We start from the raw sequence: 24,672 nt of genomic DNA on the forward strand, positions 1-24,672 counted from the left end.
AAGACTCCCCTTATATTTTCTATTTAAACCAATCAACAAGAAATAAAACTAAGAAAAACCTACTGCCGAAACAGCAGGTTGCATAGGAAAATTATTTAGGAATATATGGGCTCCAAGGCTCAGCTTTGATGGTTTGAGGCGTTTTATAAACCACATCAAATTGCCCATCACCACGAATTTGCCCAATCATCACAGGCTTATGTAAATGGTGATTGATTTCATCCATTTTGAGGGTATAACCCGATGGTGCTGCAAAAGTTTGACCTGCCATTGCATCACGAACTTTATCAACCTCTGTAGAACCTGCTTTTTCGACCGCTTGTTTCCACATATTGATACCCACATAGGTGGCTTCCATCGGATCGTTGGTCACAACTTTGTCGGCATTTGGAAGCTTGTATTCCACTGCATACTGTTTGAATTTATTCACAAACTCGGTGTTTTTCGGATTTTTAACTGACATGAAATAGTTCCATGCCGCTAAATGACCCACCAATGGTTTGGTATCAATTCCACGTAATTCCTCTTCGCCAACTGAGAAAGCCATCACTGGAATATCAGCAGCTTTAATACCTTGGTTGCCTAACTCACGATAGAAAGGAACATTGGAATCGCCATTGATGGTGGAGATCACCGCAGTCTTTTTACCTGCGGAGAATTTCTTGATATTGGCAACAATAGTTTGGTAGTTGCTATGACCAAATGGCGTGTACTCTTCCATGATGTCTGCATCGGCAACACCTTTAGATTTCAGGAATGCACGCAGGATTTTATTGGTGGTGCGTGGGTAGACGTAATCTGTACCGAGTAAAACAAAACGTTGTGCTTTACCGCCCTCTTCTCCCATCAAATACTCAACTGCAGGAATCGCTTGTTGATTCGGTGCTGCACCTGTATAGAAAATATTTTTTGATTGTTCCTGACCTTCATATTGCACTGGATAGAACAATAAACCATTTAACTCTTCAACCACAGGAAGAACCGACTTACGTGACACCGATGTCCAGCAACCGAAAATAACGGCAACTTTGTCCTGAGTAATTAACTGACGTGCTTTTTCAGCAAATAGCGGCCAATCTGATGCTGGGTCAACAATGACAGGTTCTAGTTTTTTACCCATCACCCCGCCATTGGCATTGATTTCATTAATGGTCATCAATGCAGTATCTTTCAGAGAGGTCTCAGAAATTGCCATCGTGCCAGAGAGTGAATGTAAAATCCCCACCTTAATCGTATCGCCATTTGCTGCAGGTGCCGCTTTCGTTTCAGTTTTTGTTTGTTCTATTTTTTCGGCTGGTTTTGAACAACCTGCCAGACCTACCCCCATCATCGCTGCCATAAGAACGGACATTGACATTAATTTGTTTTGCATCTTTGTTCTCCACAGATTGATCTTTTGATTTTTACTGAGTGGAGTTATTCAATTTTTATGCCAACAATTTAAGCTATTGTTTTATTTTAATATTTATCGGATCAAATAAATAAGAATCCAATCTTGTATACAACATTGCATACAAAAAGAACGAGATGAACTAAAATGATGCGGATTTTTTAAATGATTTGCTAACACATTAATATTCGTTTGTATTAGACCAATAACCTGTAATTAGGGCACTCTTAATTTCCTGATGATCGTATATGTAATCAGGTTCATCTAACAAAAATTGTAAATAGTCTGCAACAACTGCACGCTGTTCGGCATTAAACAAGCAAAATTTTCTTTCTGTATGATCACCTAGATGTATCAATGTAAAAGTGAGCCCATGTAAATAATCACCATTTAAACTTGCCAATAAAAATGCAGGTAAATGAAACAACATACCCTGAGCATCAAAGAAAGTTGGACTGCTGTTACAGCGATTCAAGTCATTGATTGAGATATTATGCCAGTCTAATTTTTCATCTTTGGCACGATAAGCCAGACACTCTGCCTGACTGGCATAATCATCTATTCCTTGCGCTTCATATAAACCAATACCCTCTTGCAAGGTGACCCCAACAAAAGCACTCTCAATCTTTTGTCTAAGCTGATCCAACTGCTGCCAGCGTGGTAATAACTCTTCAGCTTCTGCAATTGTAATGGGATCATAGCCTCTGCGACGCATTTCCTGAATATCATCAGGTGAAGGATATTGTTTCATCACACCACGATATCCGCTAAATTACCTTTCTGTTCTAACCAATGCTTACGATCACTCGAACGTTTTTTTGCCAGCAATTTATCTAATAACCCTGCGGTAAAATGCGCATCATCCAGATCAAGTTGCACCAAACGGCGCGTATTTGGGTCCATCGTGGTTTCACGCAATTGACTCGCATTCATCTCACCCAATCCTTTAAATCGAGTGATTTGCGGATTTTTATTACCTTTCACTTTTTTCAAAATGCTTTCGAGTTCACTATCATCCAACGCATAATAAACATCTTTACCAATATCAATACGATACAGTGGTGGCATTGCGACAAACAAATGACCATCTTCAACTAAAGTCGGGAAATGTTTCACAAACAAGGCACAGAGTAATGTCGCGATATGTAGACCATCCGAATCTGCGTCGGCAAGGATACAGATTTTGCCATAACGCAATTCAGAAAGATCATCGCTGCCTGGATCAACCCCAATCGCGATGGCAATATCATGCACTTCCTGCGAGGCCAGCACTTCATCCGAAGACACTTCCCATGTATTTAGAATTTTTCCACGAATCGGCATAATCGCCTGAAAATTCTTGTCACGCGCTTGTTTAGCGCTTCCACCTGCCGAATCCCCTTCGACAATAAATAATTCGCTGTCTTCACGGGTTAAACCGACACAATCTGCCAGTTTTCCGGGTAACGCAGGACCAGAGACGATCTTTTTACGCTCCACTTTTTTCGCTGCTTTTAAGCGACGTCCAGCTTTAGCAATTGCCATTTCAGCTAACTGCGTTGCAATCTCAGCATGTTGATTTAACCATAAAGCAAACGCATCCTTGGCGATATTCAGCACAATATTGGAGGCTTCACGACTGGATAAACGCTCTTTGGTCTGCCCCGAAAATTGAGGTTCTTGGAATTTCAGCGATAGAATGAAATTGACCCCATCCCAAACATCTTCTGCCGAAAGTTTCATATTACGTGGTAATAAATTGCGTAATTCACAGAACTCTCGTAACGCCTCCGTGACCCCTGCACGCAATCCATTGACATGGGTCCCACCTTGCGCGGTTGGAATCAGGTTGACGTAGCTTTCCTGAATCTGCTCACCACCCTCGACATTCCAACAGATCGCAAATTCACAAGCTGCTCGCTCTGCTTGTCCACTACTGACAAAGGCAGGATCAGGTAGAATCTCTCGATCCTCAAGTTCATCCATTAAATAGTCGACTAGACCATTTTCAAACTGCCATTCAATTTTTTCATTATTGATTTTATCGTCATAAATAATTTTTAAACCTGCCGCTAAAACGGCTTTAGCTTTCAAATTATGCTTCAATGCTTTTAGTGCAAATTTTGGACTATCAAAGTATTTTGCTTCTGGCCAAAAGCGAACGGTTGTTCCTGTCGCACGTTTCGCCACTTTACCTTCTAACACCGATAATGGTGCAACAGGTTCGCCTTGTTCAAATGCCATTTGATACAAGTTACCCTGGCGTTGTACCGCAACCTCAACGCGTGTTGATAAAGCATTCACGACAGAAATACCGACACCATGTAAACCACCAGAAAATTGGTAATTATCGGTACTAAATTTTCCGCCTGCATGTAATTTGGTCAAAATAATTTCAATACCACTTTGTCCATATTCAGGATGAATATCGACTGGCATACCTCGTCCATTATCTTCGACTGACAATGAACCATCTTCATATACGGTGACACAAATTTGATTGGCATGTCCTGCAAGTGCTTCATCCACCGCATTGTCAATCACCTCTTGCGCCAAATGGTTTGGACGTGAGGTATCGGTATACATACCGGGACGACGACGAACAGGATCTAAACCTGAAAGAACTTCAAGGGATTGTGCCGTGTATTGTGTCACTGGGTCTGACTTCCTTATTAGAGGGCTGCCGATAAAAATCGGAGTACGAAAGGTAATTTTTCTTCAAAATCATCCATTGCATGATTACCATCAGCGTCGGTTAAAATCAATGCAGATGGCTGTGCTGCACTATAATAGCGTTGTGCCTGCCGATAATCCAAGACTTCGTCACCTCGTTGCAACAGTACAAGAATTTTATCAGCATGCTTTAACTTCGTGTCAGCAATTGATTGTAATTGCTGCAATTGGTCGGCATCGAGTGTCCATGATTCAGTCACCTTGAGTGGAATTTGCTCAATCCCGAATAAATCTTCGAATAACTGCCATGGTTGCATGGCTGGATTAATCAGTACAGCAGGACAAGCATATTTAGCGACAAAATATGTCGCATAAAATCCCCCTAAGCTACTTCCAACCAACACCACTTGGTCACGTGGTAGACTTTCGATCAACCCAGAGATTTTTTGCAGCACCTTATCGGGAGATCGATTCAGATCGGGCAAATGCACTTGAAACTGATCGTGATTTGCACAATATTGACTCAATTGCTGCCCTTTTTTTGACATGGGGCTGCTTTGAAAGCCATGTAAATAAATAAATTGCATACGCACCATAATAGGCAACAGCTTGACTTATTATCAAATAAATCACATTATTTAGGTTAATAGATAAATAAATAACAATATAAATTACATTTAAGCTTGATATTGTCTGACACAAAAAACGATAGTGCACTCCGTTCATCAGTATTCTAAAAAAATTACTTATGAAACACATAAGATGTAAGCGTTTGTTGTAGTTTATCTACAGAATATTAAGTCAATTACTTCAAACCTTCGGTATATATCAAGGATGGGGAAATCAATATGCCAAGTTTAACGCCTCTGCATGAAACCTACTGCAAATGGGACAGTACACCCCCGAGTCAGGCAGATGTTTTGGAAGGTTTGGCGCAAGTTGTGAGCACGAGCTTAAGTGGTGTTCACGAATTGGTGCAATTAGTGCAAACAGAAGTGTTACGGACAACACTTGGTTTAAGCGCACAAAAAGCTAAAAATTTACAGAAACTTCCACAGTTACAAAAATTTTATCAATTTTCTTATGACACATTACAGAAGTACGGTAGCAGTTTTCTTGCACCAAGTTTACGTCATATTATTGAAAAATTCCCTGTGCTGCATGATAAACCCCTGACACCAACACTGCATTTCGTGGTGGGTGCATTAAACGGGATTTTTGGAGACTTTTTCTTAAAACAACACAACCCAATGGCTTTACCTATGGTGCTTTATGATCATTATGGATCATTACAACAAGGTGAATTAACTGGTCGTATTGTCATTCTTACACATGGTCTGTGTATGAATCATCTCAGCTGGTCAAATAGCCGTTATGGTGGAATTGGTGAACGTCTGCTTGCGCAACGGGACAACAACACCATGTTATATCTGAACTACAATACAGGGCGTCGTATTTCTGCAAATGGTCGAAGCTTTGCCAATGTACTTGAAGATTTAGTACAACGAAATCCAAGAATCACCAGCATTGATTTAATCGGACATAGTATGGGTGGCTTGGTTTCTCGTAGTGCCCTATTTTATGGCAAACAGAATCTCTATCAATGGGTGCATATGGTTGAGAATTTAGTTTGTATTGGTTCGCCACATCATGGTGCGGCGCTAGAACGCTTTGGTTTTATTTTGCAGGATAAATTGGGCGCGTTTCCTTTTATTAGCTTAATTGGTCAACTGATCAACATTCGTAGTAATGGTATTTTAGATTTGCGTCATGGCAGTGTTCGAGATGACGATTGGGAACATAATAATGCACGTATTGGCTTTGCTGATGATAATCGTAAACCTGCACCATTACCCTCTCATATCAATACCTTCTTAATCGCAGGTACTTTAGAATTTGAGAAATTGCGTAATAAAGCACTCTCTGTCATTGGCGATTATTTGGTCAGTGTGGAAAGTGCGCTAGGTGAACATCAAAATCCACGCTTCCAACTCAAATTACCAGAAACCCATAAAGCCGTATTCTATGGTTTAAACCATTTTGAAATTCAGTACCATTCGAGTGTTGCTGAACAGATTACACGTTGGTTATATCCCGATGTTGACGAAGTCGTTGAGGAAGGTATCCAAACACATTTAATCAATGTTCCGAATAATTATACTTTTGATGATTTAGATGGCATCGTAGAAACCTGATGTCAGTCTTCTTGATCTAAAAAAAAGCCAACGTATCGTTGGCTTTTTTATTATTTAGCAACACTATAATGTCTAAACAACTGCCACAAACATACCAATAAGATCAAACTAAAATACAGCAACGACCACACGGGTAGAGATTGTCCTAAGAAAGTCCAATCTATTGCTGCACATTCGCCTGAACCTGAAAGCACTTCCTGAAATACCGCTTTCATTGGCAATGCATCAACTAAATAGTCCAAGCCTGGACCACAACTTGGCACCTTATCAGGTGGTAAATGCTGTAGCCAAACATGACGAGATGCCACGCCCACTGACCAACCGATGGATAGGGTTGCTAATAGTGCATAAAAACGTTTAAAACCATTTGAAATCGGATTATGAATAAATGCGACTAAGGCAATCAATCCCATTCCAATTAAGCCAATACGTTGGAAAATACACAGTGGGCAAGGCTCCAAACCTTGCACATGTTCTAAATACAACGCAAACGAGATACCAATAATACTCGTTAGTACCAATAATGCACTAACTAAGCGGTAAGTCCATCGCATGGGAAGTCCTCTAAAATTTTAACGGTATTGCGCAAGATATTGTTCAAAGCTGATGTCGTTATCTTGTTCAAGTTGCGCCTGTTTTTGCAACGATGTTTGCGCTAATTCTGCAAAATATTGTTCTCTTTCTGCACTCAATTGATGTTGTTCATAATGATTGACATGTTGTTGAGCCATGATACTCCCAAAGCTCCATGTCCCACCATTATCCAAAGTATCTTTAATCACATGCGCGGAAAGGGTATTTTCAACATGATCTAAACGCTGCTGCATCACTTGGATTGCCTCAGAATATAACTGTGAACCATCCATTTGATCTAACAAAATAGCGCAGTCTTGAATCGCATTTAAATGACGTTGTGCCCAATCATGCAGTGAAACTATTGTTTCACCTTCTATAATTTTAGCATCTACTGCACGTCCACGATTGACCACTTCAGTTTGATTATGATCAATTTGCTCTTGCTCTTCTGCAAACAAATCAGGACTGTCATTTAATAAACAATACAATGCTAAACTTTCAAGAAAACCCGCTGAAATTTCATCAATTCCAATCGCACTATAAGGGTTCACATCTACGGCACGTAATTCTACATACCCAACACCACGATTCTTCAATGCTTGTGATGGGGTTTCACCTGCTTGTGGTACTTGTTTCGGACGAACTAGACTGTAGTATTCATTTTCGATTTGGAGCACGTGATCATTGATTTGAATCGGCTCACCCTGTTCATCATTTAAACCTAAATCGGTAAATTCAGGATAAGGGGTATGTACCGCTTTTTGTAATCCATCAAGATAATCGTGTAGATCGTTATAATGAATGCCCAATTCTTTTTGTGCTGAATTTTGGTAGCCCAAACGCCCCATGCGTAAGGCAGTTGCCTCAGGTAAATAGAGAGTGCCCTTGACCAGTGGCTGTAGATGATGTTCACGGCCTGTTAGGAAACAGCGGCAGACCGATGGGCTTGCACCCAACAGATACATCACTAAAGGGGTAAGTCGGATAAAGTTCCGAATCAGGCCAAAATAACGATGGCTACGATAATCCTGCAAACTGAGTTGTTTTAATTCTGGCTTGGTTTCATGTTGTTGCAATACTGCAAACAATTGATCCGGGAAAGATAAGTTGTAATGCACGCCAGAAATGGTTTGCATACGGCGGCCATAACGTACACCTAAACCATGACGGTATAAGGTTTTAAAGCGGCCAATATTAGAAGTGCCGTACTGTGCTAATCGAATATTTTCTTCATTATCATCCAACATACACGGCATGGACAGTGGCCATAATCTTTCGCCTTCTTCTAGCTGCTGATGTACCACGCTATGAATATCTCTTAATTCATCTAATGCAGCCGTGATGGTTGTTTTCGGTGTAGTAATAAACTCCATCAATGCTTCTGAATAATCTGTCGTAATATGCGGATGTGTTAGTGCAGAACCTAAAGCTTCAGGATGATTTTTTTGTGATAAAAATCCATTGCTTTGCATACGTAAACTTTCGCGTTCAATGCCGCGTAGCATCCCCTTTAATAGCGAAGCATCTACACAAGTCGGTATCACAGAGGAAGAATGTATGCTGGGTTGATTCATAATTTATATGCTCGCTTATTTAAGATCAGCCAACCACATAAATGGTCGCGACTTGGTTATTCTGCCAATTATAACGACAATTGTGATCTAGTCATCTGATTTAGTTTGGCAATTTTTATCACAATCTTGTTATATAAGACATGCTGAAATTGTGATTTTATTAAAAATAAATCTTCTCATGAGCACTGAACTATGCAAGCACAGGACATTATTAACTTCTGGTTTGACCCTGAGCATCGTTCACTTTGGTTTGCCAAAAGTGATGAGTTTGATGCAAAAATTCGCGACCAATTTCAAATAATTCACCATCAAGCGATCCAAGCAGAGCTTTGGTCTTGGCGACACACACCAGAGGGTCGTTTAGCCGAAATCATTGTGTTGGATCAATTTTCTCGCAACTTATACCGTGATCAAGCGCAAGCTTTTGCCTATGACAGCATGGCATTGATGCTTGCTCAAGAAGCAATTAGTTTACAACTCGATGCTCAACTGAATCCCGAACAACGCTCATTTTTATATATGCCATTTATGCATAGTGAATCTAAATTAATGCACGAGTTTGCTTTAAAACTGTTCCAACGTTTAGGGAACGAAATTAATTTGAGCTTTGAAAAAAAGCATAAAGTGATTATTGACCGTTTTGGGCGTTATCCACATCGCAATGCCATCTTAGGTCGAAGCTCGACACCTGAAGAACTGACCTTTTTAACACAACCGAATAGCAGCTTTTAAGTCTCTCGTCCCCTGAGATATTGAACATAGGAATTGCAAAATGAAATCTTTATTCATATGTGCCCCTCTCCTTGTTACATTAACACTGGCAGGATGTGCAACTGTTCCATCAAAACCCAAAACCTTCGATCAACTGGGTCAATTCACCGCTTATCCACTAAACAATAAAACGTTCCGTGTCGGTTTTCAGGCAGATAATAATTTGAGTTATGGTACGGCAGAAGAAATTACTTTACTCAAAGCCGCACAAACTACAGTCAAAAACGGTTTCCGTTATTTTACCGTTGTTGATGATCCAAGTAATGCACGACATAAAACGCAACGCCAAGCTGTGATTTATCCGACACCCTCTTATTACCCATATGGTTATTATCGCCGACATCCTGCCTTTTGGCCTGACCCATTCTATGATATGCCTCAAGTGGTCAATCTTGATCCAATCCAAGTGTCGTATACTATCGAGTGTTTTCAGACTCAGCAGCAATCACCTGATGCTTTTGATGCGCAACTCATTTTGCAATCATTAGGGCAAAAATACGGATTGAGTCCAACAGGAGATGTGTTGCAGCCCCCTGCGCCACCTCAAAACAAAAAGTAAATTGATAAGGATGACTCAATGAATTCAGTCGAAGAAATTCACGTACCGAGCCTGCAAAGAAGTAAGTACTTCGCCACTATGGCATTGATCATTGCGGTTGTAGCATGGATTGGCTTAATGGTCGCGGCGCATTTTTTACCTGAATATAAATGGGTCATTCATATTTTTATGTTAGGTGCGGAAGCAGGTGTAGTTGGTGGGCTGGCTGATTGGTACGCTGTCACTGTACTTTTCCGCAATCCTTTTGGAAAAATGCCTTTACCCAAACTATTGCGTGACCATACCGAAATCATTCCACGGAATAAAGCGCGTATTGCAGAATCAATGGGCCGCTTTGTACAAGAAAACTTTTTATCTCCTCAAATCGTTGAACGCAGTTTAAAAAATGCTGACCTCAGTTTGGCCGTCGGTCAATGGCTAGCCAACCCTCAAAATAACCAACAAGTCGTACAGATGATTCAACATACTGTACCGAAAATTTTTGAATTTGTGAGCCAAGATCAAATTGCCTACTTTGTGCAAAACAATAGTGTGCAATGGGTACGCAGTACCAAAATCAATAAACTCGCCAGTGAAATGTTACGTGCTGTTTTGGAAAATGATTTCCATCAAGACGTATTACAACGCGGTCTTGATCTGGCGCATGAGTGGATGGTCTCTCATCCTGAAAAGGCACGAGATCTATCACGTAAACTGTTCCAAGAATTAGGTGTTTGGAAACTAGCCAAAGGCGCAAGCTGGATTGGGATTGATGTGCAACAACGGACAATTGACTCACTGATTGAAAAAGTTGAATCGATGTTGGCCAACCCTGAACATCCGTGGCGGCAGGACATTGAAACCACCACGCATAATCTGATGTTGCAGCTTGCGGACAGCAACAGTGAAGCCAGCAAGCGCTTAAATCAGAGCAAGGATGATGTGCTGGACAGTCCACAGGTGCTGAACTTTATTAGTGGTGCTGTGGCAATTTTATGTGATGCGATTAAAACGGATTTAATGCAGGCAGATTCTGGTATTGCAACGAATTTACAGGCGGCATTACAACAGCTTGGTGAAAGCCTGATTCAGAATGAAAAAGTACGTCAAGTATTGAATGAGAAAATGGTCGGCTTAGCGACTAATTTCAGTGAGCAATACAGCGACAAGATCATCCGTTATATCAGCGAACGTATCCACGAGTGGGATTCACGCGAAATGATTGCCAAAATCGAAAGTGAGGTCGGTGGTGACTTACACATGATCCGTGTCAATGGCGTGATTGTCGGGGCGTTTATTGGTTTGGCGCTGGGTATCATTCGTGCCATTGTTGAAAATGTTTTGTAAATAGCAACAGAACGATGGGGGAATTTGCTCCTCATCGTTATGCAGATTGCGCCAGTTGCTGTTTACTTTCTTGATAATAACGAATCAAAGTATCTGTATCTTGTTTTAAAAATGCAGTTAGATAGGCTTTCACTTGTACCAATGAAAGTTGTTTAAAATGAACTTTTTCTTTCGCCTGTCGTGTAACTAATCCAAATATTTGTTTTTTAGGGACAACCACTGGAATGTCTGTCTTGACGATAAAGTTAAGTTCCTGAGATGATCCGTAGGTATTCAATACGATTTCTATGGTCTGTTCTGTCTTTTCATCGGTAATGGTAAACGTTGGGCTAGCACCATCAAGCTGCAGCCAACGGCTTAATTGTTTTTTCCAGCCCATTTTATCAAAACGAGTTAATACCCCAATGGTATTCAGTGCCTCAAGCTGCTCTACATCTTTTAAATCAATATGATGTGGGTAGCGTATTTTTAGATCGAAACTGTCCATTACTCTATGTCCCATTTCACGATAATTGGTATTTAATTGAACCCCTCGATAGAAATTATAGCGCTTTACAGCAGCAACTAAAATAGCGTATCATCATGAAAAACAACAATTTTTTAGACAATTTTCAATAAAAAATGACCAATTCCGTCACTATTGTTTTTATTCAGACACAATTACCTGCTTTTTCCTGACATAAGACACCTTTTTCAGTCGATTAACGGCAAAATTCAACATTTACCTTAATCACAATAACTTGGTCAGGCATCACTTTTCACTATACAATCACGGCAAAACAAAACGTCAATCAGGTTAAAAACAATGTTGCAGCTTCAGTCAAAACTTCCAAGCCAAGGCGTGACTATTTTTAGCGTGATGACTGAACTCGCACAACGACTGAATGCACTGAATCTGTCTCAAGGCTTCCCCGATTTCCCTGCTCCACCTGCATTGCTTGAAGCGCTGAGCCAAGCCACGCTTTCAGGTTATAACCAATACCCTGCGGGAGATGGTGTTTTAGTACTCAGAGAACAACTGGCCAAACAGTTTTTACAACGAGATCAACTGCAACTCGATCCTGTCACCGAAATCACCATTACCCCTGGCGCAACCATTGCGATTTTTTGTGCCATTCAAGCCTGTATCCATGCAGATGATGAAGTTATTATTTTTGACCCGAGCTATGACAGCTATGCCCCTGCAGTACAACTGGCAGGGGGGAAATCCGTTCATATTCATTTAGAGGTACCAACATTTCAGGTGAATTGGCAAAAAGTTAAAGATTGTATCAATGCAAAAACTCGCATGATTATCGTCAATACACCGCATAATCCGACTGGTGCGATTTGGTCAGAACAAGACTGGCATCAACTGATTGAACTCATTCAAGATAAAAATATCGTTGTGCTCTCTGATGAGGTCTATGAACATCTCGTTTTTGATGGACAAAAACATTTTAGTGCACTGCAATTCCCCGAATTACGTGAACGCAGTTATGTAATCGGTTCTTTTGGCAAAAGTTATCATGTCACAGGTTGGAAAACGGGTTATTGCGTTGCAGCACCACATTTAATGCGTTTGTTTCGTCAAATATATCAATTTGCCAATTTCTGCGGCACCACACCTTGCCAAATAGCATTAGCGAACTATATGCAGCAACATCCTGAGCACGTTCAGGAACTCCCGAACTTTTATCAGGCAAAACGGGATCTTTTTAATACCCAAATTCAAAACTCACGTTTGCAATTTATTCCATCACAAGGCACTTATTTCCAAAATCTCGATTATAGTGCGATTCGCCCTGACTTGAATGATGTGGAAATGTGCCAATTCCTCGCAGAGCAACACAAAATTGTCGCGATTCCTATTTCCGTTTTTTATCAACAAGCGCCCGAGTCACTACGCCTGATTCGATTCTGCTTTGCCAAAACTGATCAGACTTTACAACGTGCAGGAGCAATCCTTGCAGAGTGTTGATCAACAAAAATAAACCGAACAATCATGACGTCAATATGACCGATGATGGTATGGTGGAAAAATAGAAACGTTTCTGGGCGAAGCGTGAAGGAAATAGAATGACACCCCGCCAACCTTTGGTCATGCAACCCAATCTCTGGAAAACATTTTTTGTTTTTCTGGTTCCCTTGATTGCCACCAACATTTTACAGAACTTATCAGGAACGATTAATACCATCTTTGTCGGACAAATGATGGGAGTAGATGCGATTGCTGCGGTGTCTGTATTCTTCCCAATTCTTTTCTTTTTATTGGCATTTGTGATCGGGATCTCCGCGGGAACGACTGTACTGATTGGACAGGCATGGGGTGCGCAAAATCTTGAAAAAGTCAGAAGTGTGATTGGCTCTACCCTATTTATGACCTTGATTGGTGGCAGCATTATTGCTGTTTTAGGTTGGAGCTTTGCCGAGCATATTTTGCAATTATTAGGTACAGATCCTAAAGTCATGCACCTCTCTCTGCCCTATGTTCGATGGATGCTGGTGGGTAGTCCATTATTGTTTGTCTATATTATTTATACTTCGATTTTACGCGGTGTCGGTGATAGTGTTACCCCTCTAATTGCATTGAGCCTAACCAGTCTGATTGGTTTGACGGTCACGCCTGTTTTGCTCAAAGGCTATTTTGGATTCCCTGCTCTAGGCATTGTCGCGCCTGCTGTTGCAACAATCATGGGATATGCCGCAGTCCTTATTTTTCTGAGCTTCTATCTCAATTATAAGAACCATCCACTGAAAATAGATGCCCGTCTATTGAAAAGTATTCGTCACGATAGCAACCTAAGCAAACTAATCTTAAAGCTTGGTATCCCAACAGGCATCCAAATGGTGACAACTTCATTGGCAGGCTTAGTCATTATTGGTTTGGTTAATCGTTATGGCGCACACGCAACTGCCGCATATGGCGCAGTCAATCAAGTTCTGAACTACATTCAATTTCCAGCCCTCTCTATTTCAATTGCGGCTTCTATTTTTGCCGCTCAAGCGATTGGTGCAGGCAAACCCGAACTATTAGCCAAAGTCACACGAACCGCTTTGGGAATGAATGTCATATTCACGGGCAGTTTGATCACTTTAGCCTACTTATTTTCCAAATATTTAATGGCTCTATTTATTACCGATCACAGCGTCATTGAACTTGGGCAGCAGCTCTTATTTATTGTGTTATGGTCAATTTTATTCTTCGGTGCGAGCGCTATTTTTGCTTCAATCATGCGAGCTAGTGGAACCGTCAATGTACCAATGATGATTAATATTCTCACTATTATTTTAATTGAAGTTCCTTGTGCCTATTGGTTTAGTTCGTTATGGGGCTTAACGGGCATTTGGACTGCTTACGCGCTTTCTTTTGTGTGCTTATGTGTATTACAAGCCTCTTATTATCAGTTCGTTTGGAAGAAAACCAAGATCAAAGTCCTTATTTAAAAATTTCTTTGATCCTCAAATAAAAAAGCCATTCTCTAAGAATGGCTTTTTCTATCATGATGCCAAGACTTACATCATTTTCGTTGCAATCGCTGCAAGACGTTGATAACCCGTTGGGAATAAACGCTGGAAAGAATCCACAATACGCGCATCTGTTCCAATTAACAGACGGCGTTTATCTTTCAACACTGCATTTAAAATCTGACGTGCAGCTTCTTCTGGCGGTGTACGTAAGAATTTATCAAACTGCTTGATCGATTTGTTTGGATCCATGCCCAAGCTCTTTAAACTGTCATTCATTTTCGCCGCTTTTGCGATATTGGTACGGATACCACCTGGGTGTACACAAAGAGAACTTACGCCACTCTTTTCAATATCAAGTTCTTGACGTAATGATTCAGTAAAACCACGTACCGCAAATTTTGTTGCATTGTATGCAGATTGTGTTGGTTGCGAAGTTAAACCAAAAATACTTGAGATATTGATGATATGACCATCTTTGGTTTGCTTAATGAATGGTAAAAATTCTTTGGTGCCGTAAACCACGCCCCAGAAGTTAATTCCGACGATCCACTCTAAATCTTCATAACTTGCGCCTTCAACAGTTGAGCCAAGTGCCACACCTGCGTTATTAAAAATCATATTCACTGAGCCATGATCTTGAACAGTTTCTTGCGCCCATTGCTTCACCGCTTCACGGTTTGAAACATCAAGAACTTTGGTCGTTACTTTGATTGGATTTTGTTTTACCAACTCAACAGTTTGCGCTAATCCTTTCTCATTGATATCACTCAATGACAAATGGCAACCTTGTTTAGCCAATAAAATTGCCAATTGCTGTCCAATCCCAGAACCTGCACCTGTGATCGCTGCGACTTTATTTTTAAAATTTTTCATTGCCTATCCTTTGTATTTCGAATGATATGCACACATTTGTCTTGATCATGTGCAGTTTAAGCTATAACCAATATAATTTTGACAATACGGGTTGTCAATATAGTACACTACAGCTTTAAGACAAATGGCAATAACCAACATATTGCTTGTCATATTAGGTCTATTTACATTTCATGACGTAAGATGTTTAGACACGATGAAATAAGTTTTACGAAATTTAGTTATTATAAATTCGCAAGACCTGTTTAAAATGCAAATAAATCTTAGACATACGATTTAAAGACTTTTTAGGGAACGGTTTTTCCATGGCAACTGAAGATCTAGCGACACGCAAGAAAAATAATACCGAAGCGAAAGAGCGCCAGTTTAAAGGTCTCTCTTTAACTGAACGCAAAGAAGCTCGCCGCGAAAAATTGATTGAAGCAGGCATTGCGACCTATGGTACACAGGGTTTTTTTTCGGTCACTGTCAAAGATGTCTGTAATGAGGCGAAGCTGACTGAGCGTTATTTTTATGAATCATTTAAGAAAAGTGAGGAACTTTTCCAAACGGTATTCTTAAAAATGATTGGCAAAATGCAAAATTGTTTAACCCAAGCTGTGCTCATGGCTGCACCTGAACCTAAGAATATGGTCACGGCAGGTTTATCCGCATTATTAAGTGCAATTAAAGATGACCCTCGTATGGCACGAATTATTTATATCGATGCCATGTTGGTTCAAGACCTGCATAATCAAGCCACGATTCAGGAAACTTTGACCCAATTTGATCGTATTATTCAAGCATTCATGATGATTACCATGCCAAATGTGCCACAAAGTGATGAAGAAGTTTCATTAATGGCAACAGGTTTAAATGGATATGTGACGCATATTATTATTCGTTGGGTTTCCGAAGGTTTTAAACAGCCTTTAGAAGATGTGTTATCTGCTTGTTGTGCTGTGTTTTTATCATTTATTGAAACCACCTCACAAAAAAATTAAAATCGTTTTACAGTTTTGTGACGAACAAAATAAAAAGGTTTCGATGGTATTAACCAAATGAATTCATTTATTTTATTTGCAAACAACTTGTCATTATTTGGTCACTACTCTGCCTTAGAATTGTCACAATTTATTGCTAAATTCGACTTTATTAACTCTTTTGCAATGATATTGTCATAATTAATCTTTGTAATAAGCCTGTCATAACAACAAAACGGTTCACCGTTACAGATTTTAAGGGTATTGCGCAGTGAAAGATGACTATATTTTAATTGTCGATGATGAGCTACCGATCCGCGAAATGATCCATACCTCTTTGGATATGGCAGGCTTCCAATGTTTACAAGCTGAGGATGCAAAACAAGCGCATCAGATTATCGTCGATCAGCGTCCTGCTCTTATTTTGCTGGATTGGATGCTACCGGGTGGTGTCAGTGGTGTAGATCTATGCCGTCGTCTCAAACGTGATGAAAACTTAGCTGAAATTCCTGTCATCATGCTGACAGCACGTGGTGAAGAAGACCATAAAGTGCAAGGGCTAGATGCGGGTGCAGATGATTACATGACCAAACCATTCTCTACACGTGAATTGGTTTCTCGTATCAAAGCTGTATTGCGTCGTGCAAATGCACTCAGTGGCGAAAAAGTCATTGATGCTAATGGCTTAATGCTTGATCCAGTCAGTCAGCGTGTGAGCTTTGGTAACAGTATTCTCGATATGGGTCCAACCGAATATCGTTTATTGGCTTTCTTTATGACGCACCCTGAACGTGCGTATACACGTGCACAATTACTGGATCAAGTTTGGGGCGGTAATGTCTATATCGAAGATCGTACCATTGACGTGCATATCCGACGTTTACGCAAAGTCTTAGAACCTTTTGGCGTAGATCGTTTTGTACAAACAGTACGTGGCACAGGCTATCGTTTTTCTACACGAGCTGATTTAGCAGCAGGTTAAAATCCTTTATGTATGAACCTTATCCCGTCCCTGAACTGGCACGTGAACATCAACGTTTCCGTCACAGCAATTTATGGACGTTTGCAAAACAAGATCTAAGACTGCTACTTTTTTTCTTATTGATTGCGAGCTTAATTGGATTCGGGGTTGGATACTTTTGGAGCTGTATTTTTGTCGCGTTTGTCGTTTTTTTTATACTCCAACTGCGCTCACTGTATTTAGTCAATGAGTGGATCTCAAATCGTCCCTATGATGTTCCCCCAAATCTAAGCGGTATTTGGGGTGCATTATTATTTAATGTCTATCGAGCGCAGCGACAAGAACGTATCGTTCAAGCCGAAATGGTAGGTTTGATTGATCGTGCTCAATCATCTCTGGTTGCATTGGCGGAAGCTGTCGTTTTGATTGATGACCAACATCAGATTGAATGGTGGAACCCCGCTGCCGAAAAGTTATTAGGTATCAATCCTTTGGATCGCGGACGTAATTTACTGGCTATTTTGCGTCAACCCAGCTTTATTGAATATTTTAATCATATCGATCAAGCACCTGATGGTATCCGTTTACAGGCTCAAATGGACGAAGACCGATATGTGCAAGTCAAGTTAACTCGTTTTGGTGGTGAAAGCCGCTTATTGGTGGCATATGACACTACTCGCGTACATAATCTTGAACAAATGCGTAAAGACTTCGTGGACAACATTTCTCATGAATTACGTACACCGCTCACCGTATTGAGTGGTTATATCGAAACATTTATCGATCAAGATGACATTACTCCTCGCTGGAAACGCGCTTTCACTCAAATGCAATCACAAACCAAACGCATGAATGCATTGGTGAATGATTTATTGCTTTTATCCAATTTAGAGAACAATAAAAAAGTTGCTAAAAATCAAATTATTGACATGGCAAATTTGATGAATCAATTATTTGATGATGCGCGTGCTTATAATCTCGATTATGGTCATACTTTAAATTTAGATATCGACAGTCATTGTGATTTAATCGGCTCTGATATGGAAATTGCCAGTGCGTTTAGTAATTTAATCACCAATGCAATTAAATACACACCGAAAGGTGGCATTATTACGATTGGCTGGCATGAAGATGGCGATCACGCTTACTTTACCGTACAAGATAATGGGATTGGCATTAATCCAAAACATCTACCCCGTTTAACTGAGCGCTTCTATCGTGTTGACAGCGCACGTAGCCGTCAGACAGGGGGGACAGGTTTAGGCTTAGCAATTGTCAAACATGTGTTAATGCAACATGGCGCCCATTTAGAAATTAGCTCCAAAGAAAACGAAGGCTCAACCTTTACCGCTGTCTTTCCCAAAGAACGTTTGTATCGTATAGGTTAAAATAGAGGGAGCTAAAATTGCTCCCTAAATATTTGATATTACAATTTAATTACAATAATAATATAATAATATTTTGATTAATTTCACCGCTCACACATTTCTCTTTAGACGTAATATATTTTATGAATTCTCATTTCTTTCGTAGTTTCGCCTTTCTCCTAGGCTTAAGTAGTTCATTTTCAGCAATCGCCATGCCTACTGATCCATTGATCGGTACTTGGAAAGTGGTAGATGAACGGAGTGGTTCTTATCTATCTGATATTGTGATCAGACGTAATTCTAAAACTGAACAATACAGTGCTGTCATTGTGAAAATGTACCCTCAAGGCAAAGAGGCGATTCCTACACTATGCACCCCTTGTACTGGTGCTTTAAAAAATCAGCCGATTATTGGTATGGAAGTACTGAGTAATCTTAAAATGCTGAATCTAAATGAAGAGTTTGGACAAGGTGTATGGATCAATCCTTATGATGGATATAAATATACTTTGAATGCGCGTTTAAGCAAAACAGGTAAAATGCTCACAATAAATGCGAAAAACCCGAATAATAATACGTTTAGAAATATGACGTGGATTCGTCTCTAAATTTGAAATCTTTCCTTCAAATTAGATTAAAAATCCATCAAAAAGAGCGTATATAAATACGCTCTTTTTTCAAATAATTCTTTGATTTTGAGATCAATAACACATAGATAAAAATACATTTCAAATGAAGGAATGACTTAAACAGATACAGGTTTCGACTCTACCAAATGACTGGGTAAATCAAAAATATGGTCGAAAAGATAATTATAAACAAAGGTATAACAAGGTATCAGAACCATCAGGCTTAAATCTAACAAAAATGCTTTTATTAAACTGATCTGCATGATCCTAGACAAGTTATTGTGGCGAGTAAACATTATGCTTTACCCGATCCACGCATTCTGGTTTCTGAAACTTATTGGATGACTGATAATTTGTCGATGGCAATTCAGATGGTCGAGCAAGGATTGGGCTGGGGAAATTTTCCCCTTTCTGTTGTGAAAGCGCATTTTAACCAGCAAAGTTTAGTTCGTTTAGCATTTAGTGATACGACCAATCGGTTAGATATGCCAATTCATGCGATTTGGCCAAGCTACAAACCGCTCAGCCAATCTCTGCAATTTCTTATTGAGTTTTGGGCAAAACAAATTCAAATCGAATAAAAAAAAGCCCGACATCCTGTCGGGCTTTTTCGTATTTCGCACTTTAGGTATAACTCCTGTTCTACCTCACGTCCTGATGCTCAAACTTATCATTCTTGTTTTATGTTTTGGAACTTCCTGTTCCTGATGAGTTGATATTAGGTGATTTGGATCGGTACGAATATGGGTCATTGACTGGAATTGGTGTAAGAAAAAACGTACAGATACGATTAGAGCTCGGCAAAACATATCAAAATTTCTTAGAGAGAATATAATTTTTTTCAAATCGACCTCTCTACAGGCTATTGAGATTTAAAAAACGAATAGGATATCGATCTTAATAAAATAAGATCAAAGCATTTCACATAGTGCCAATTGTGTTAAATTAATCAGTAATTTTTTATAAATAATAGTAATATATTTTTTTAATTTGGCGAACTATTATGTCTAATACCAATAGAGTAAACTCATTTAATGACTTCAAAAATGCCATGCCTCACCAAATTAATGAATATTTTTCTAATAAAAAATTAGAGGAGTTATCAATTCATGAATTAGTTTATACTTATTTGAATGTGAACTGGAATGTAACTAAACTTAAAAATCGTAAAGTTAGTACAAGCTTGCATGATTTAGTAGAAAATATTAGAGCTTCTTACAATAATAATCGAACTAGAACTTATACACCATTACTTGGTTGTTTTATGATTTTAGATCAGTTGGGTAGTATTGTTAATGATCCAAATAAATCATTAAAAAATGGAATAAAACAGATTCTAGATTTGCATACATATGATGAAAAAACTATCCAATATTTATTGGCTCTAAGGAATGGACTAATCCATGATGGGAGTTTGACTAGTCGTGCGCAATATGCAGGACAATATCATACTATTCTTAGACTTGAACCGACATTAGCAACAACCATTGAATTTCCATCAACTGATTGGAATGGTGTTTTTGAAAATGAATTAAGTATTTACTGCTCTAAAATTAATTCAAAGCGATTTTTTGATGAGGTCTTAATAATAATTGACTTGGTTAAAGAAGCTCTCTTGGATAACCGATTAAACTTAAAGATAAGTGATGAAAAAGAATTTTTCTATAAGTTTTTATTTTAAATATTTTCTAAAACCAACATAATACGCCTTATGCGAAATACGTAAAACAAAAAGCCCCTATCTAGGGGCTTTTTAAACTCAACTCTAAATTAAACCGAGTGACCTAAACGCTCACCCATCACTACAGTAGAATTGGCTTTAAACTGCTCTTCCCACACCATTTTATCTTTTTCAAATAAAACCACAGCAGTAGAACCTAAGTAGAAACGACCTAACTCAGCACCTTTATCTAACTGCATTTGATGATGCTGTAATTCAACTTTACCTGAAGGTTTTACCTTACCTGTTGCAACAGTTTCAATCCCAGCCACAATCATCGCACCAACTAAAACCACCGCCATACGACCAAGTTCTGTATCAAACAAACATACCATCCGCTCATTACGCGCAAACAAACCTGGTACATTTTCAGCAGTCGTTTGATTAACTGAGAACAACTCTCCTGGAATGTATAAAGTTTCAGTCAATGTACCTGCAAATGGCATATGTACACGGTGATAATCTTTTGGTGATAAATAAACAGTTGCAAACTGACCATCTACAAATGGCTTTGCAAGTTGCGGATCACCAATCAATTTCTCTACAGAAAAACTTTGACCTTTGGCTTGGAAAATATCACCTGCCTCGATCTTACCCAACTGAGAAATTGCACCATCTGCAGGACAAACAATACTATCTGCACGCTCGTCCACACCGCGTACACCTTCCTTCAATGCACGGGTGAAGAACTCATTAAATGATTTATATTGATTCGGATTAGTCTGCTCAGCAATGCTCATGTCAATGCCGTATTTCGCTTTGAATGCCTGAATCACAGCAGTTTTTACCAAAACATTTTCACTGGCTGCCACTTTGCCGATAACACGGCTCAGTTGATGTTGAGGTACTAAGTTTTGTGCTTTGATAAAAAGTTGTTTTTTTAGGTCTGCTGAAAAACTCAAGATGGTGACTCCCCTGAAATAATAGGACTATCGAGGCGATTGCCCCATTCACTCCACGCACCATCGTAGGCTCTCACTTGCCAATTGAGTAATTTTGCCAAGATATACGCCAAGCCCGAACGGTGATGTGACTGACAATACACCACCACAGGTTGTTGTAAATTAAAGCCTAATTGTTCCAAACGTTGTTGAGTGCGTTCAAGCGGGTGTAATTTTAGATGATTTTCACGATTTAGGGCAGTACTCCATTCAAAATGCAAAGCATTTGGGATGTGACCACCACGTCGCGCAGCAAGACGTAAACCCGTATATTCATCTATGGTACGGCAGTCCCAAAGTTGAATATTCTTATGATTGACTTCATTGAGGAGTTCATCATATTCAATACGATGCTGTTGTACTGCCTGCTCATCAATAGCAACTAACTCTGCAACAGGTTTATATGGTTCAACTTCAGACGTGGTTGGTAAACCTGCACCTAACCAGCCATGAATACCACCATTAATCAAACTGGTGCGGTTAAAACCAAGACAATGTAAATTCCAGATTAAACGCCCTGCCCACGCACCACCTTCATCGTCATAAACGACAATATGATGTTGAGATGAAATATTTAATTTTTCGACGAGAGCTTGTAAACCTGCTAAATCAGGTAATACACCATTCGCTTGTTCATGCTGTGCAACCAAGAATTTAGGCTGTAAATGAATGGCATGGGGAATATGCAATTGTTCATAAACCGATGCTCGGCTTAAATCAACGACACGAATCAGCTCATGTCCTAAATAAGGTACAAGTTCTTCAGGCTCAATCAGTAAACCCAGTTTAAAATCTACATCAGTCATTTTTATGCTATTTTCTATCCGCATTGAATCAATTTTAACATAGCCGACTTTTTATCTTTGTCTGATTTTTTGCTTTCAATTAGCAGAAAATCAGCTATAGATTAGCTGACCTCTTCGATCTCAAACACCTGTCTTAAATATGCAAGGAAAGTTTCATTGTCAGTCATGGTTTTGCCCGAACTATCGGAAATTTTGGCCACCGATTGACCATTACACTCAACTAACTTCAATACAATATTTAGAGGTTTTTGCCCCATATCATTGGTCAGATTCGTCCCAATACCAAAACTGACTTGAAAACGATCTTTAAAATATTGATGCAATAGCCATGCTTTTTCTAAATTGAGACCATCACTAAAGGTCAGCATTTTGGTTTTGGTATCAATCTTTAATTTGCGGTAGTGCGCATACGCTTTATCCCCCCATTCATAGGGATCGCCACTGTCATGACGTAAGCCATCAAACAGCTTGGCAAAATACAGGTCAAAATCACGCAGGAACGCATCCATTCCAACCACATCGGTCAAAGCAATGCCTAAATCGCCACGATATTCTTGCACCCATGCTTCTAGAGCCGCTTTTTGAAAATTACGTAATCGGACATCTAAAGCTTGAAACGCTTGTAAAAACTCATGTGCCATGGTTCCAATCGGGCTAATACCCAACTCTTTCGCCAATAGTACGTTGCTGGTGCCACGAAACACTTGCGGTGCAGCCTCATGAAACGCCTGCACTACATGCTTTTGCCAGTCAAAACTATAACGGCGGCGAGTACCAAAATCTGAAACCAAAAATGGCGGATCATTGTCCTGCTGTAGCTGGGCATAGTGTTGCAGTTGGACCAACTTGTGCTGTAATCGGCGCTCACCCTCAACCCAGACCTCATCGGTACGGATGCGGCGGAAATACAACTCATTGACGATCGCCAATACAAAAATCTCAAACATCATGGCCTGAACCATCGGCCCTTCAATCCGAATATCTAACCGACCTGATTCATCAATACTGGCTTGGATAAAACGTCTTTTTAGCTGGAATAATTCAAGGTAATCAACAAAATCACTTTTGATGAAACGTAAAGAACGAAGATATTGCAACTCATCTTCAGCAAAACGCAATTCACAGAGTAAATCAAGCTGATGATTTAGATCTTCTAGAATCTCAACCAAAGGATAAACCGTATCTTCTAAGTTTCGACAGCGAAATAAATACACGCTATGCGTCTGTGGAAATTGATGCAGCACCACTTGTAGCATGGTGAATTTATATAAGTCAGTGTCGAGTAAAGATCGAATAATGGCAGACATAGCGGATGGTTATAACCGATTCTTTTGCATAATAGCTATTCTTATACAACCAAATGGCTGGGATTGAATAGTAGACTTTTGCTGCACAACTCATTTTTATATGCGGTGTCTGTTACACTGCCTCACTCTATTTCACCTATTTTTTAATCTTATGCGCGCATTAATTCAACGAGTTTTAGAAGCGAAAGTCGTGGTTGAGGGTCAAACCACTGGCGAAATTCAGCACGGCTTACTCGTATTCTTAGGTCTAGGTAAAAGCGATACTTTAGAGCAAGGACAAAAGCTCATTGATAAGATTTTAAAATATCGAATATTTGATGATGAACAAGGCAAAATGGGGTGGAATCTAAGCCAAGCTCAGGGTGGACTTTTATTGGTTTCACAATTTACTTTGATGGCGCAAACACAAAAAGGCTTACGCCCTGACTTTGGACCTGCCATGCCGCCAGCCGAAGCGAAAGCTTTGTATGAGCAATTGGTTGAGTATGCACGTCAACAATTTGCTCATGTCCAAACAGGTATTTTTGCTGCTGATATGAAAGTTCATTTAATTAATGATGGGCCTGTGACTTTTAATTTAGAAATTGAATAAATGAGACATAAAAAAAACTCC

Annotated in this window: 23 protein-coding genes and 2 pseudogenes; 13 read left to right on the plus strand and 12 right to left on the minus strand. The window is 39.6% G+C overall.

Annotation, left to right across the window (positions count from 1 at the left end; all coding sequences use genetic code 11):
• Positions 1-91 precede the first annotated feature (91 nt).
• The 4 genes from urtA to F908_RS02680 form a co-directional block, all read right to left on the minus strand.
• On the minus strand, positions 92-1,372 hold the full coding sequence (urtA, locus tag F908_RS02665; protein ID WP_005156961.1) for an urea ABC transporter substrate-binding protein: 1,281 nt from the start codon (positions 1,370-1,372) through the stop codon (positions 92-94).
• A 199-nt stretch (positions 1,373-1,571) separates the two neighbouring features.
• Entirely contained in the window at positions 1,572-2,141 is a 570-nt protein-coding gene (locus F908_RS02670) for a DUF6714 family protein (protein WP_005156964.1), read from the minus strand.
• Positions 2,141-4,024, minus strand: a complete 1,884-nt coding sequence (gene parE / locus F908_RS02675; protein ID WP_005156967.1) for a DNA topoisomerase IV subunit B — start codon at positions 4,022-4,024, stop codon at positions 2,141-2,143. Before parE ends, F908_RS02670 begins: the two co-directional genes overlap by 1 nt.
• A gap of 17 nt (positions 4,025-4,041) precedes the next feature.
• On the minus strand, positions 4,042-4,629 hold the full coding sequence (locus tag F908_RS02680) for a YqiA/YcfP family alpha/beta fold hydrolase (protein ID WP_034602608.1): 588 nt from the start codon (positions 4,627-4,629) through the stop codon (positions 4,042-4,044).
• 261 nt (positions 4,630-4,890) lie between these two features.
• Here F908_RS02680 and F908_RS02685 point away from each other — a divergent pair, with 261 nt between their 5' ends.
• Positions 4,891-6,237, plus strand: a complete 1,347-nt coding sequence (locus F908_RS02685) for a PGAP1-like alpha/beta domain-containing protein (protein WP_005156973.1) — start codon at positions 4,891-4,893, stop codon at positions 6,235-6,237.
• A gap of 50 nt (positions 6,238-6,287) precedes the next feature.
• Here the strand turns inward: F908_RS02685 and F908_RS02690 are convergent, their stop codons facing one another.
• Positions 6,288-6,791, minus strand: coding sequence for a disulfide bond formation protein B (locus F908_RS02690; RefSeq protein WP_005156976.1), 504 nt, complete (start codon positions 6,789-6,791; stop codon positions 6,288-6,290).
• 18 nt (positions 6,792-6,809) lie between these two features.
• The gene (gene gshA / locus F908_RS02695; RefSeq protein ID WP_005156979.1) at positions 6,810-8,387 is read right to left on the minus strand and encodes a glutamate--cysteine ligase; all 1,578 of its coding nucleotides are present in this window, start codon (positions 8,385-8,387) and stop codon (positions 6,810-6,812) included.
• Positions 8,388-8,579: 192 nt separating this feature from the next.
• On the opposite strand from gshA, the gene F908_RS02700 reads away from it, so the two are divergent.
• From F908_RS02700 to F908_RS02710, 3 genes are read left to right on the plus strand one after another with little or no spacing between them, the layout of a single operon-like run.
• Entirely contained in the window at positions 8,580-9,119 is a 540-nt protein-coding gene (locus tag F908_RS02700) for a DUF924 family protein (RefSeq protein WP_005156982.1), read from the plus strand.
• A 40-nt stretch (positions 9,120-9,159) separates the two neighbouring features.
• Positions 9,160-9,717 carry a CC0125/CC1285 family lipoprotein gene (locus F908_RS02705; protein WP_004659808.1) on the plus strand — a complete coding sequence of 186 codons (558 nt, stop codon included), beginning with the start codon at positions 9,160-9,162 and terminating at the stop codon, positions 9,715-9,717.
• A gap of 18 nt (positions 9,718-9,735) precedes the next feature.
• Positions 9,736-11,043, plus strand: a complete 1,308-nt coding sequence (locus F908_RS02710; protein WP_005156984.1) for a DUF445 domain-containing protein — start codon at positions 9,736-9,738, stop codon at positions 11,041-11,043.
• A gap of 37 nt (positions 11,044-11,080) precedes the next feature.
• Here F908_RS02710 and F908_RS02715 read toward each other — a convergent pair whose 3' ends face one another.
• Complete coding sequence (locus tag F908_RS02715; protein WP_005156986.1) at positions 11,081-11,530, minus strand: hypothetical protein; 450 nt, start codon at positions 11,528-11,530, stop codon at positions 11,081-11,083.
• Positions 11,531-11,848: 318 nt separating this feature from the next.
• On the opposite strand from F908_RS02715, the gene F908_RS02720 reads away from it, so the two are divergent.
• Entirely contained in the window at positions 11,849-13,003 is a 1,155-nt protein-coding gene (locus tag F908_RS02720) for a methionine aminotransferase (RefSeq protein WP_005156988.1), read from the plus strand.
• A 98-nt stretch (positions 13,004-13,101) separates the two neighbouring features.
• Complete coding sequence (locus tag F908_RS02725) at positions 13,102-14,469, plus strand: MATE family efflux transporter (protein ID WP_005156990.1); 1,368 nt, start codon at positions 13,102-13,104, stop codon at positions 14,467-14,469.
• A gap of 69 nt (positions 14,470-14,538) precedes the next feature.
• Here the strand turns inward: F908_RS02725 and F908_RS02730 are convergent, their stop codons facing one another.
• The gene (locus F908_RS02730; protein WP_005156992.1) at positions 14,539-15,366 is read right to left on the minus strand and encodes an SDR family NAD(P)-dependent oxidoreductase; all 828 of its coding nucleotides are present in this window, start codon (positions 15,364-15,366) and stop codon (positions 14,539-14,541) included.
• 305 nt (positions 15,367-15,671) lie between these two features.
• On the opposite strand from F908_RS02730, the gene F908_RS02735 reads away from it, so the two are divergent.
• From F908_RS02735 to F908_RS02750, 4 genes are all read left to right on the plus strand, one after another.
• Complete coding sequence (locus F908_RS02735) at positions 15,672-16,349, plus strand: TetR/AcrR family transcriptional regulator (RefSeq protein WP_005156994.1); 678 nt, start codon at positions 15,672-15,674, stop codon at positions 16,347-16,349.
• Between the two features lie 250 nt (positions 16,350-16,599).
• Positions 16,600-17,310, plus strand: coding sequence for a phosphate regulon transcriptional regulator PhoB (gene phoB, locus F908_RS02740; RefSeq protein WP_004659793.1), 711 nt, complete (start codon positions 16,600-16,602; stop codon positions 17,308-17,310).
• 8 nt (positions 17,311-17,318) lie between these two features.
• On the plus strand, positions 17,319-18,677 hold the full coding sequence (gene phoR, locus F908_RS02745) for a phosphate regulon sensor histidine kinase PhoR (protein ID WP_004659791.1): 1,359 nt from the start codon (positions 17,319-17,321) through the stop codon (positions 18,675-18,677).
• Between the two features lie 122 nt (positions 18,678-18,799).
• The gene (locus F908_RS02750; protein ID WP_005156997.1) at positions 18,800-19,264 is read left to right on the plus strand and encodes a DUF2147 domain-containing protein; all 465 of its coding nucleotides are present in this window, start codon (positions 18,800-18,802) and stop codon (positions 19,262-19,264) included.
• Positions 19,265-19,401: 137 nt separating this feature from the next.
• Here the strand turns inward: F908_RS02750 and F908_RS16430 are convergent.
• Positions 19,402-19,548, minus strand: a pseudogene (locus F908_RS16430) (chlorhexidine efflux transporter); the annotation flags it as partial.
• Between F908_RS16430 and F908_RS02755 the strand changes: the two are divergent.
• Positions 19,537-19,866 (plus strand): annotated as a pseudogene (locus tag F908_RS02755) (LysR substrate-binding domain-containing protein); the annotation flags it as partial. The pseudogenes F908_RS16430 and F908_RS02755 sit on opposite strands and share 12 nt — an antisense overlap.
• A gap of 422 nt (positions 19,867-20,288) precedes the next feature.
• Positions 20,289-20,966, plus strand: a complete 678-nt coding sequence (locus F908_RS02760; RefSeq protein ID WP_005157002.1) for a hypothetical protein — start codon at positions 20,289-20,291, stop codon at positions 20,964-20,966.
• A gap of 89 nt (positions 20,967-21,055) precedes the next feature.
• Here the strand turns inward: F908_RS02760 and asd are convergent, their stop codons facing one another.
• The 3 genes from asd to pncB all read right to left on the minus strand — a co-directional run bounded on the left by asd (position 21,056) and on the right by pncB (position 24,059).
• On the minus strand, positions 21,056-21,907 hold the full coding sequence (asd, locus tag F908_RS02765) for an archaetidylserine decarboxylase (RefSeq protein ID WP_005157005.1): 852 nt from the start codon (positions 21,905-21,907) through the stop codon (positions 21,056-21,058).
• Entirely contained in the window at positions 21,904-22,752 is an 849-nt protein-coding gene (locus F908_RS02770) for a sulfurtransferase (RefSeq protein ID WP_005157008.1), read from the minus strand. Before F908_RS02770 ends, asd begins: the two co-directional genes overlap by 4 nt.
• Positions 22,753-22,853: 101 nt before the next feature.
• Complete coding sequence (pncB, locus tag F908_RS02775; protein WP_005157017.1) at positions 22,854-24,059, minus strand: nicotinate phosphoribosyltransferase; 1,206 nt, start codon at positions 24,057-24,059, stop codon at positions 22,854-22,856.
• Positions 24,060-24,210: 151 nt separating this feature from the next.
• On the opposite strand from pncB, the gene dtd reads away from it, so the two are divergent.
• Positions 24,211-24,651, plus strand: a complete 441-nt coding sequence (dtd, locus tag F908_RS02780) for a D-aminoacyl-tRNA deacylase (protein WP_005157019.1) — start codon at positions 24,211-24,213, stop codon at positions 24,649-24,651.
• The last annotated feature ends 21 nt before the right edge of the window (positions 24,652-24,672 follow it).

The sequence above is a fragment of the Acinetobacter sp. NIPH 284 genome, from assembly GCF_000369425.1.
In the GTDB taxonomy this organism is placed as follows: Bacteria; Pseudomonadota; Gammaproteobacteria; order Pseudomonadales; family Moraxellaceae; genus Acinetobacter.

What these genes read in the sequence shown, in the direction of transcription:
- urtA (WP_005156961.1), bottom strand. Translation starts at nt 1,372, where the DNA reads ATGCAAAACAAATTAATGTCAATGTCCGTTCTTATGGCAGCGATGATG.
- F908_RS02670 (WP_005156964.1), bottom strand. Translation starts at nt 2,141, where the DNA reads ATGAAACAATATCCTTCACCTGATGATATTCAGGAAATGCGTCGCAGA.
- F908_RS02680 (WP_034602608.1), bottom strand. Translation starts at nt 4,629, where the DNA reads ATGCAATTTATTTATTTACATGGCTTTCAAAGCAGCCCCATGTCAAAA.
- F908_RS02685 (WP_005156973.1), top strand. Translation starts at nt 4,891, where the DNA reads ATGCCAAGTTTAACGCCTCTGCATGAAACCTACTGCAAATGGGACAGT.
- F908_RS02690 (WP_005156976.1), bottom strand. Translation starts at nt 6,791, where the DNA reads ATGCGATGGACTTACCGCTTAGTTAGTGCATTATTGGTACTAACGAGT.
- gshA (WP_005156979.1), bottom strand. Translation starts at nt 8,387, where the DNA reads ATGAATCAACCCAGCATACATTCTTCCTCTGTGATACCGACTTGTGTA.
- F908_RS02700 (WP_005156982.1), top strand. Translation starts at nt 8,580, where the DNA reads ATGCAAGCACAGGACATTATTAACTTCTGGTTTGACCCTGAGCATCGT.
- F908_RS02705 (WP_004659808.1), top strand. Translation starts at nt 9,160, where the DNA reads ATGAAATCTTTATTCATATGTGCCCCTCTCCTTGTTACATTAACACTG.
- F908_RS02710 (WP_005156984.1), top strand. Translation starts at nt 9,736, where the DNA reads ATGAATTCAGTCGAAGAAATTCACGTACCGAGCCTGCAAAGAAGTAAG.
- F908_RS02715 (WP_005156986.1), bottom strand. Translation starts at nt 11,530, where the DNA reads ATGGACAGTTTCGATCTAAAAATACGCTACCCACATCATATTGATTTA.
- F908_RS02720 (WP_005156988.1), top strand. Translation starts at nt 11,849, where the DNA reads ATGTTGCAGCTTCAGTCAAAACTTCCAAGCCAAGGCGTGACTATTTTT.
- F908_RS02725 (WP_005156990.1), top strand. Translation starts at nt 13,102, where the DNA reads ATGACACCCCGCCAACCTTTGGTCATGCAACCCAATCTCTGGAAAACA.
- F908_RS02730 (WP_005156992.1), bottom strand. Translation starts at nt 15,366, where the DNA reads ATGAAAAATTTTAAAAATAAAGTCGCAGCGATCACAGGTGCAGGTTCT.
- F908_RS02735 (WP_005156994.1), top strand. Translation starts at nt 15,672, where the DNA reads ATGGCAACTGAAGATCTAGCGACACGCAAGAAAAATAATACCGAAGCG.
- phoR (WP_004659791.1), top strand. Translation starts at nt 17,319, where the DNA reads ATGTATGAACCTTATCCCGTCCCTGAACTGGCACGTGAACATCAACGT.
- F908_RS02750 (WP_005156997.1), top strand. Translation starts at nt 18,800, where the DNA reads ATGAATTCTCATTTCTTTCGTAGTTTCGCCTTTCTCCTAGGCTTAAGT.
- F908_RS02760 (WP_005157002.1), top strand. Translation starts at nt 20,289, where the DNA reads ATGTCTAATACCAATAGAGTAAACTCATTTAATGACTTCAAAAATGCC.
- F908_RS02770 (WP_005157008.1), bottom strand. Translation starts at nt 22,752, where the DNA reads ATGACTGATGTAGATTTTAAACTGGGTTTACTGATTGAGCCTGAAGAA.
- pncB (WP_005157017.1), bottom strand. Translation starts at nt 24,059, where the DNA reads ATGTCTGCCATTATTCGATCTTTACTCGACACTGACTTATATAAATTC.
- dtd (WP_005157019.1), top strand. Translation starts at nt 24,211, where the DNA reads ATGCGCGCATTAATTCAACGAGTTTTAGAAGCGAAAGTCGTGGTTGAG.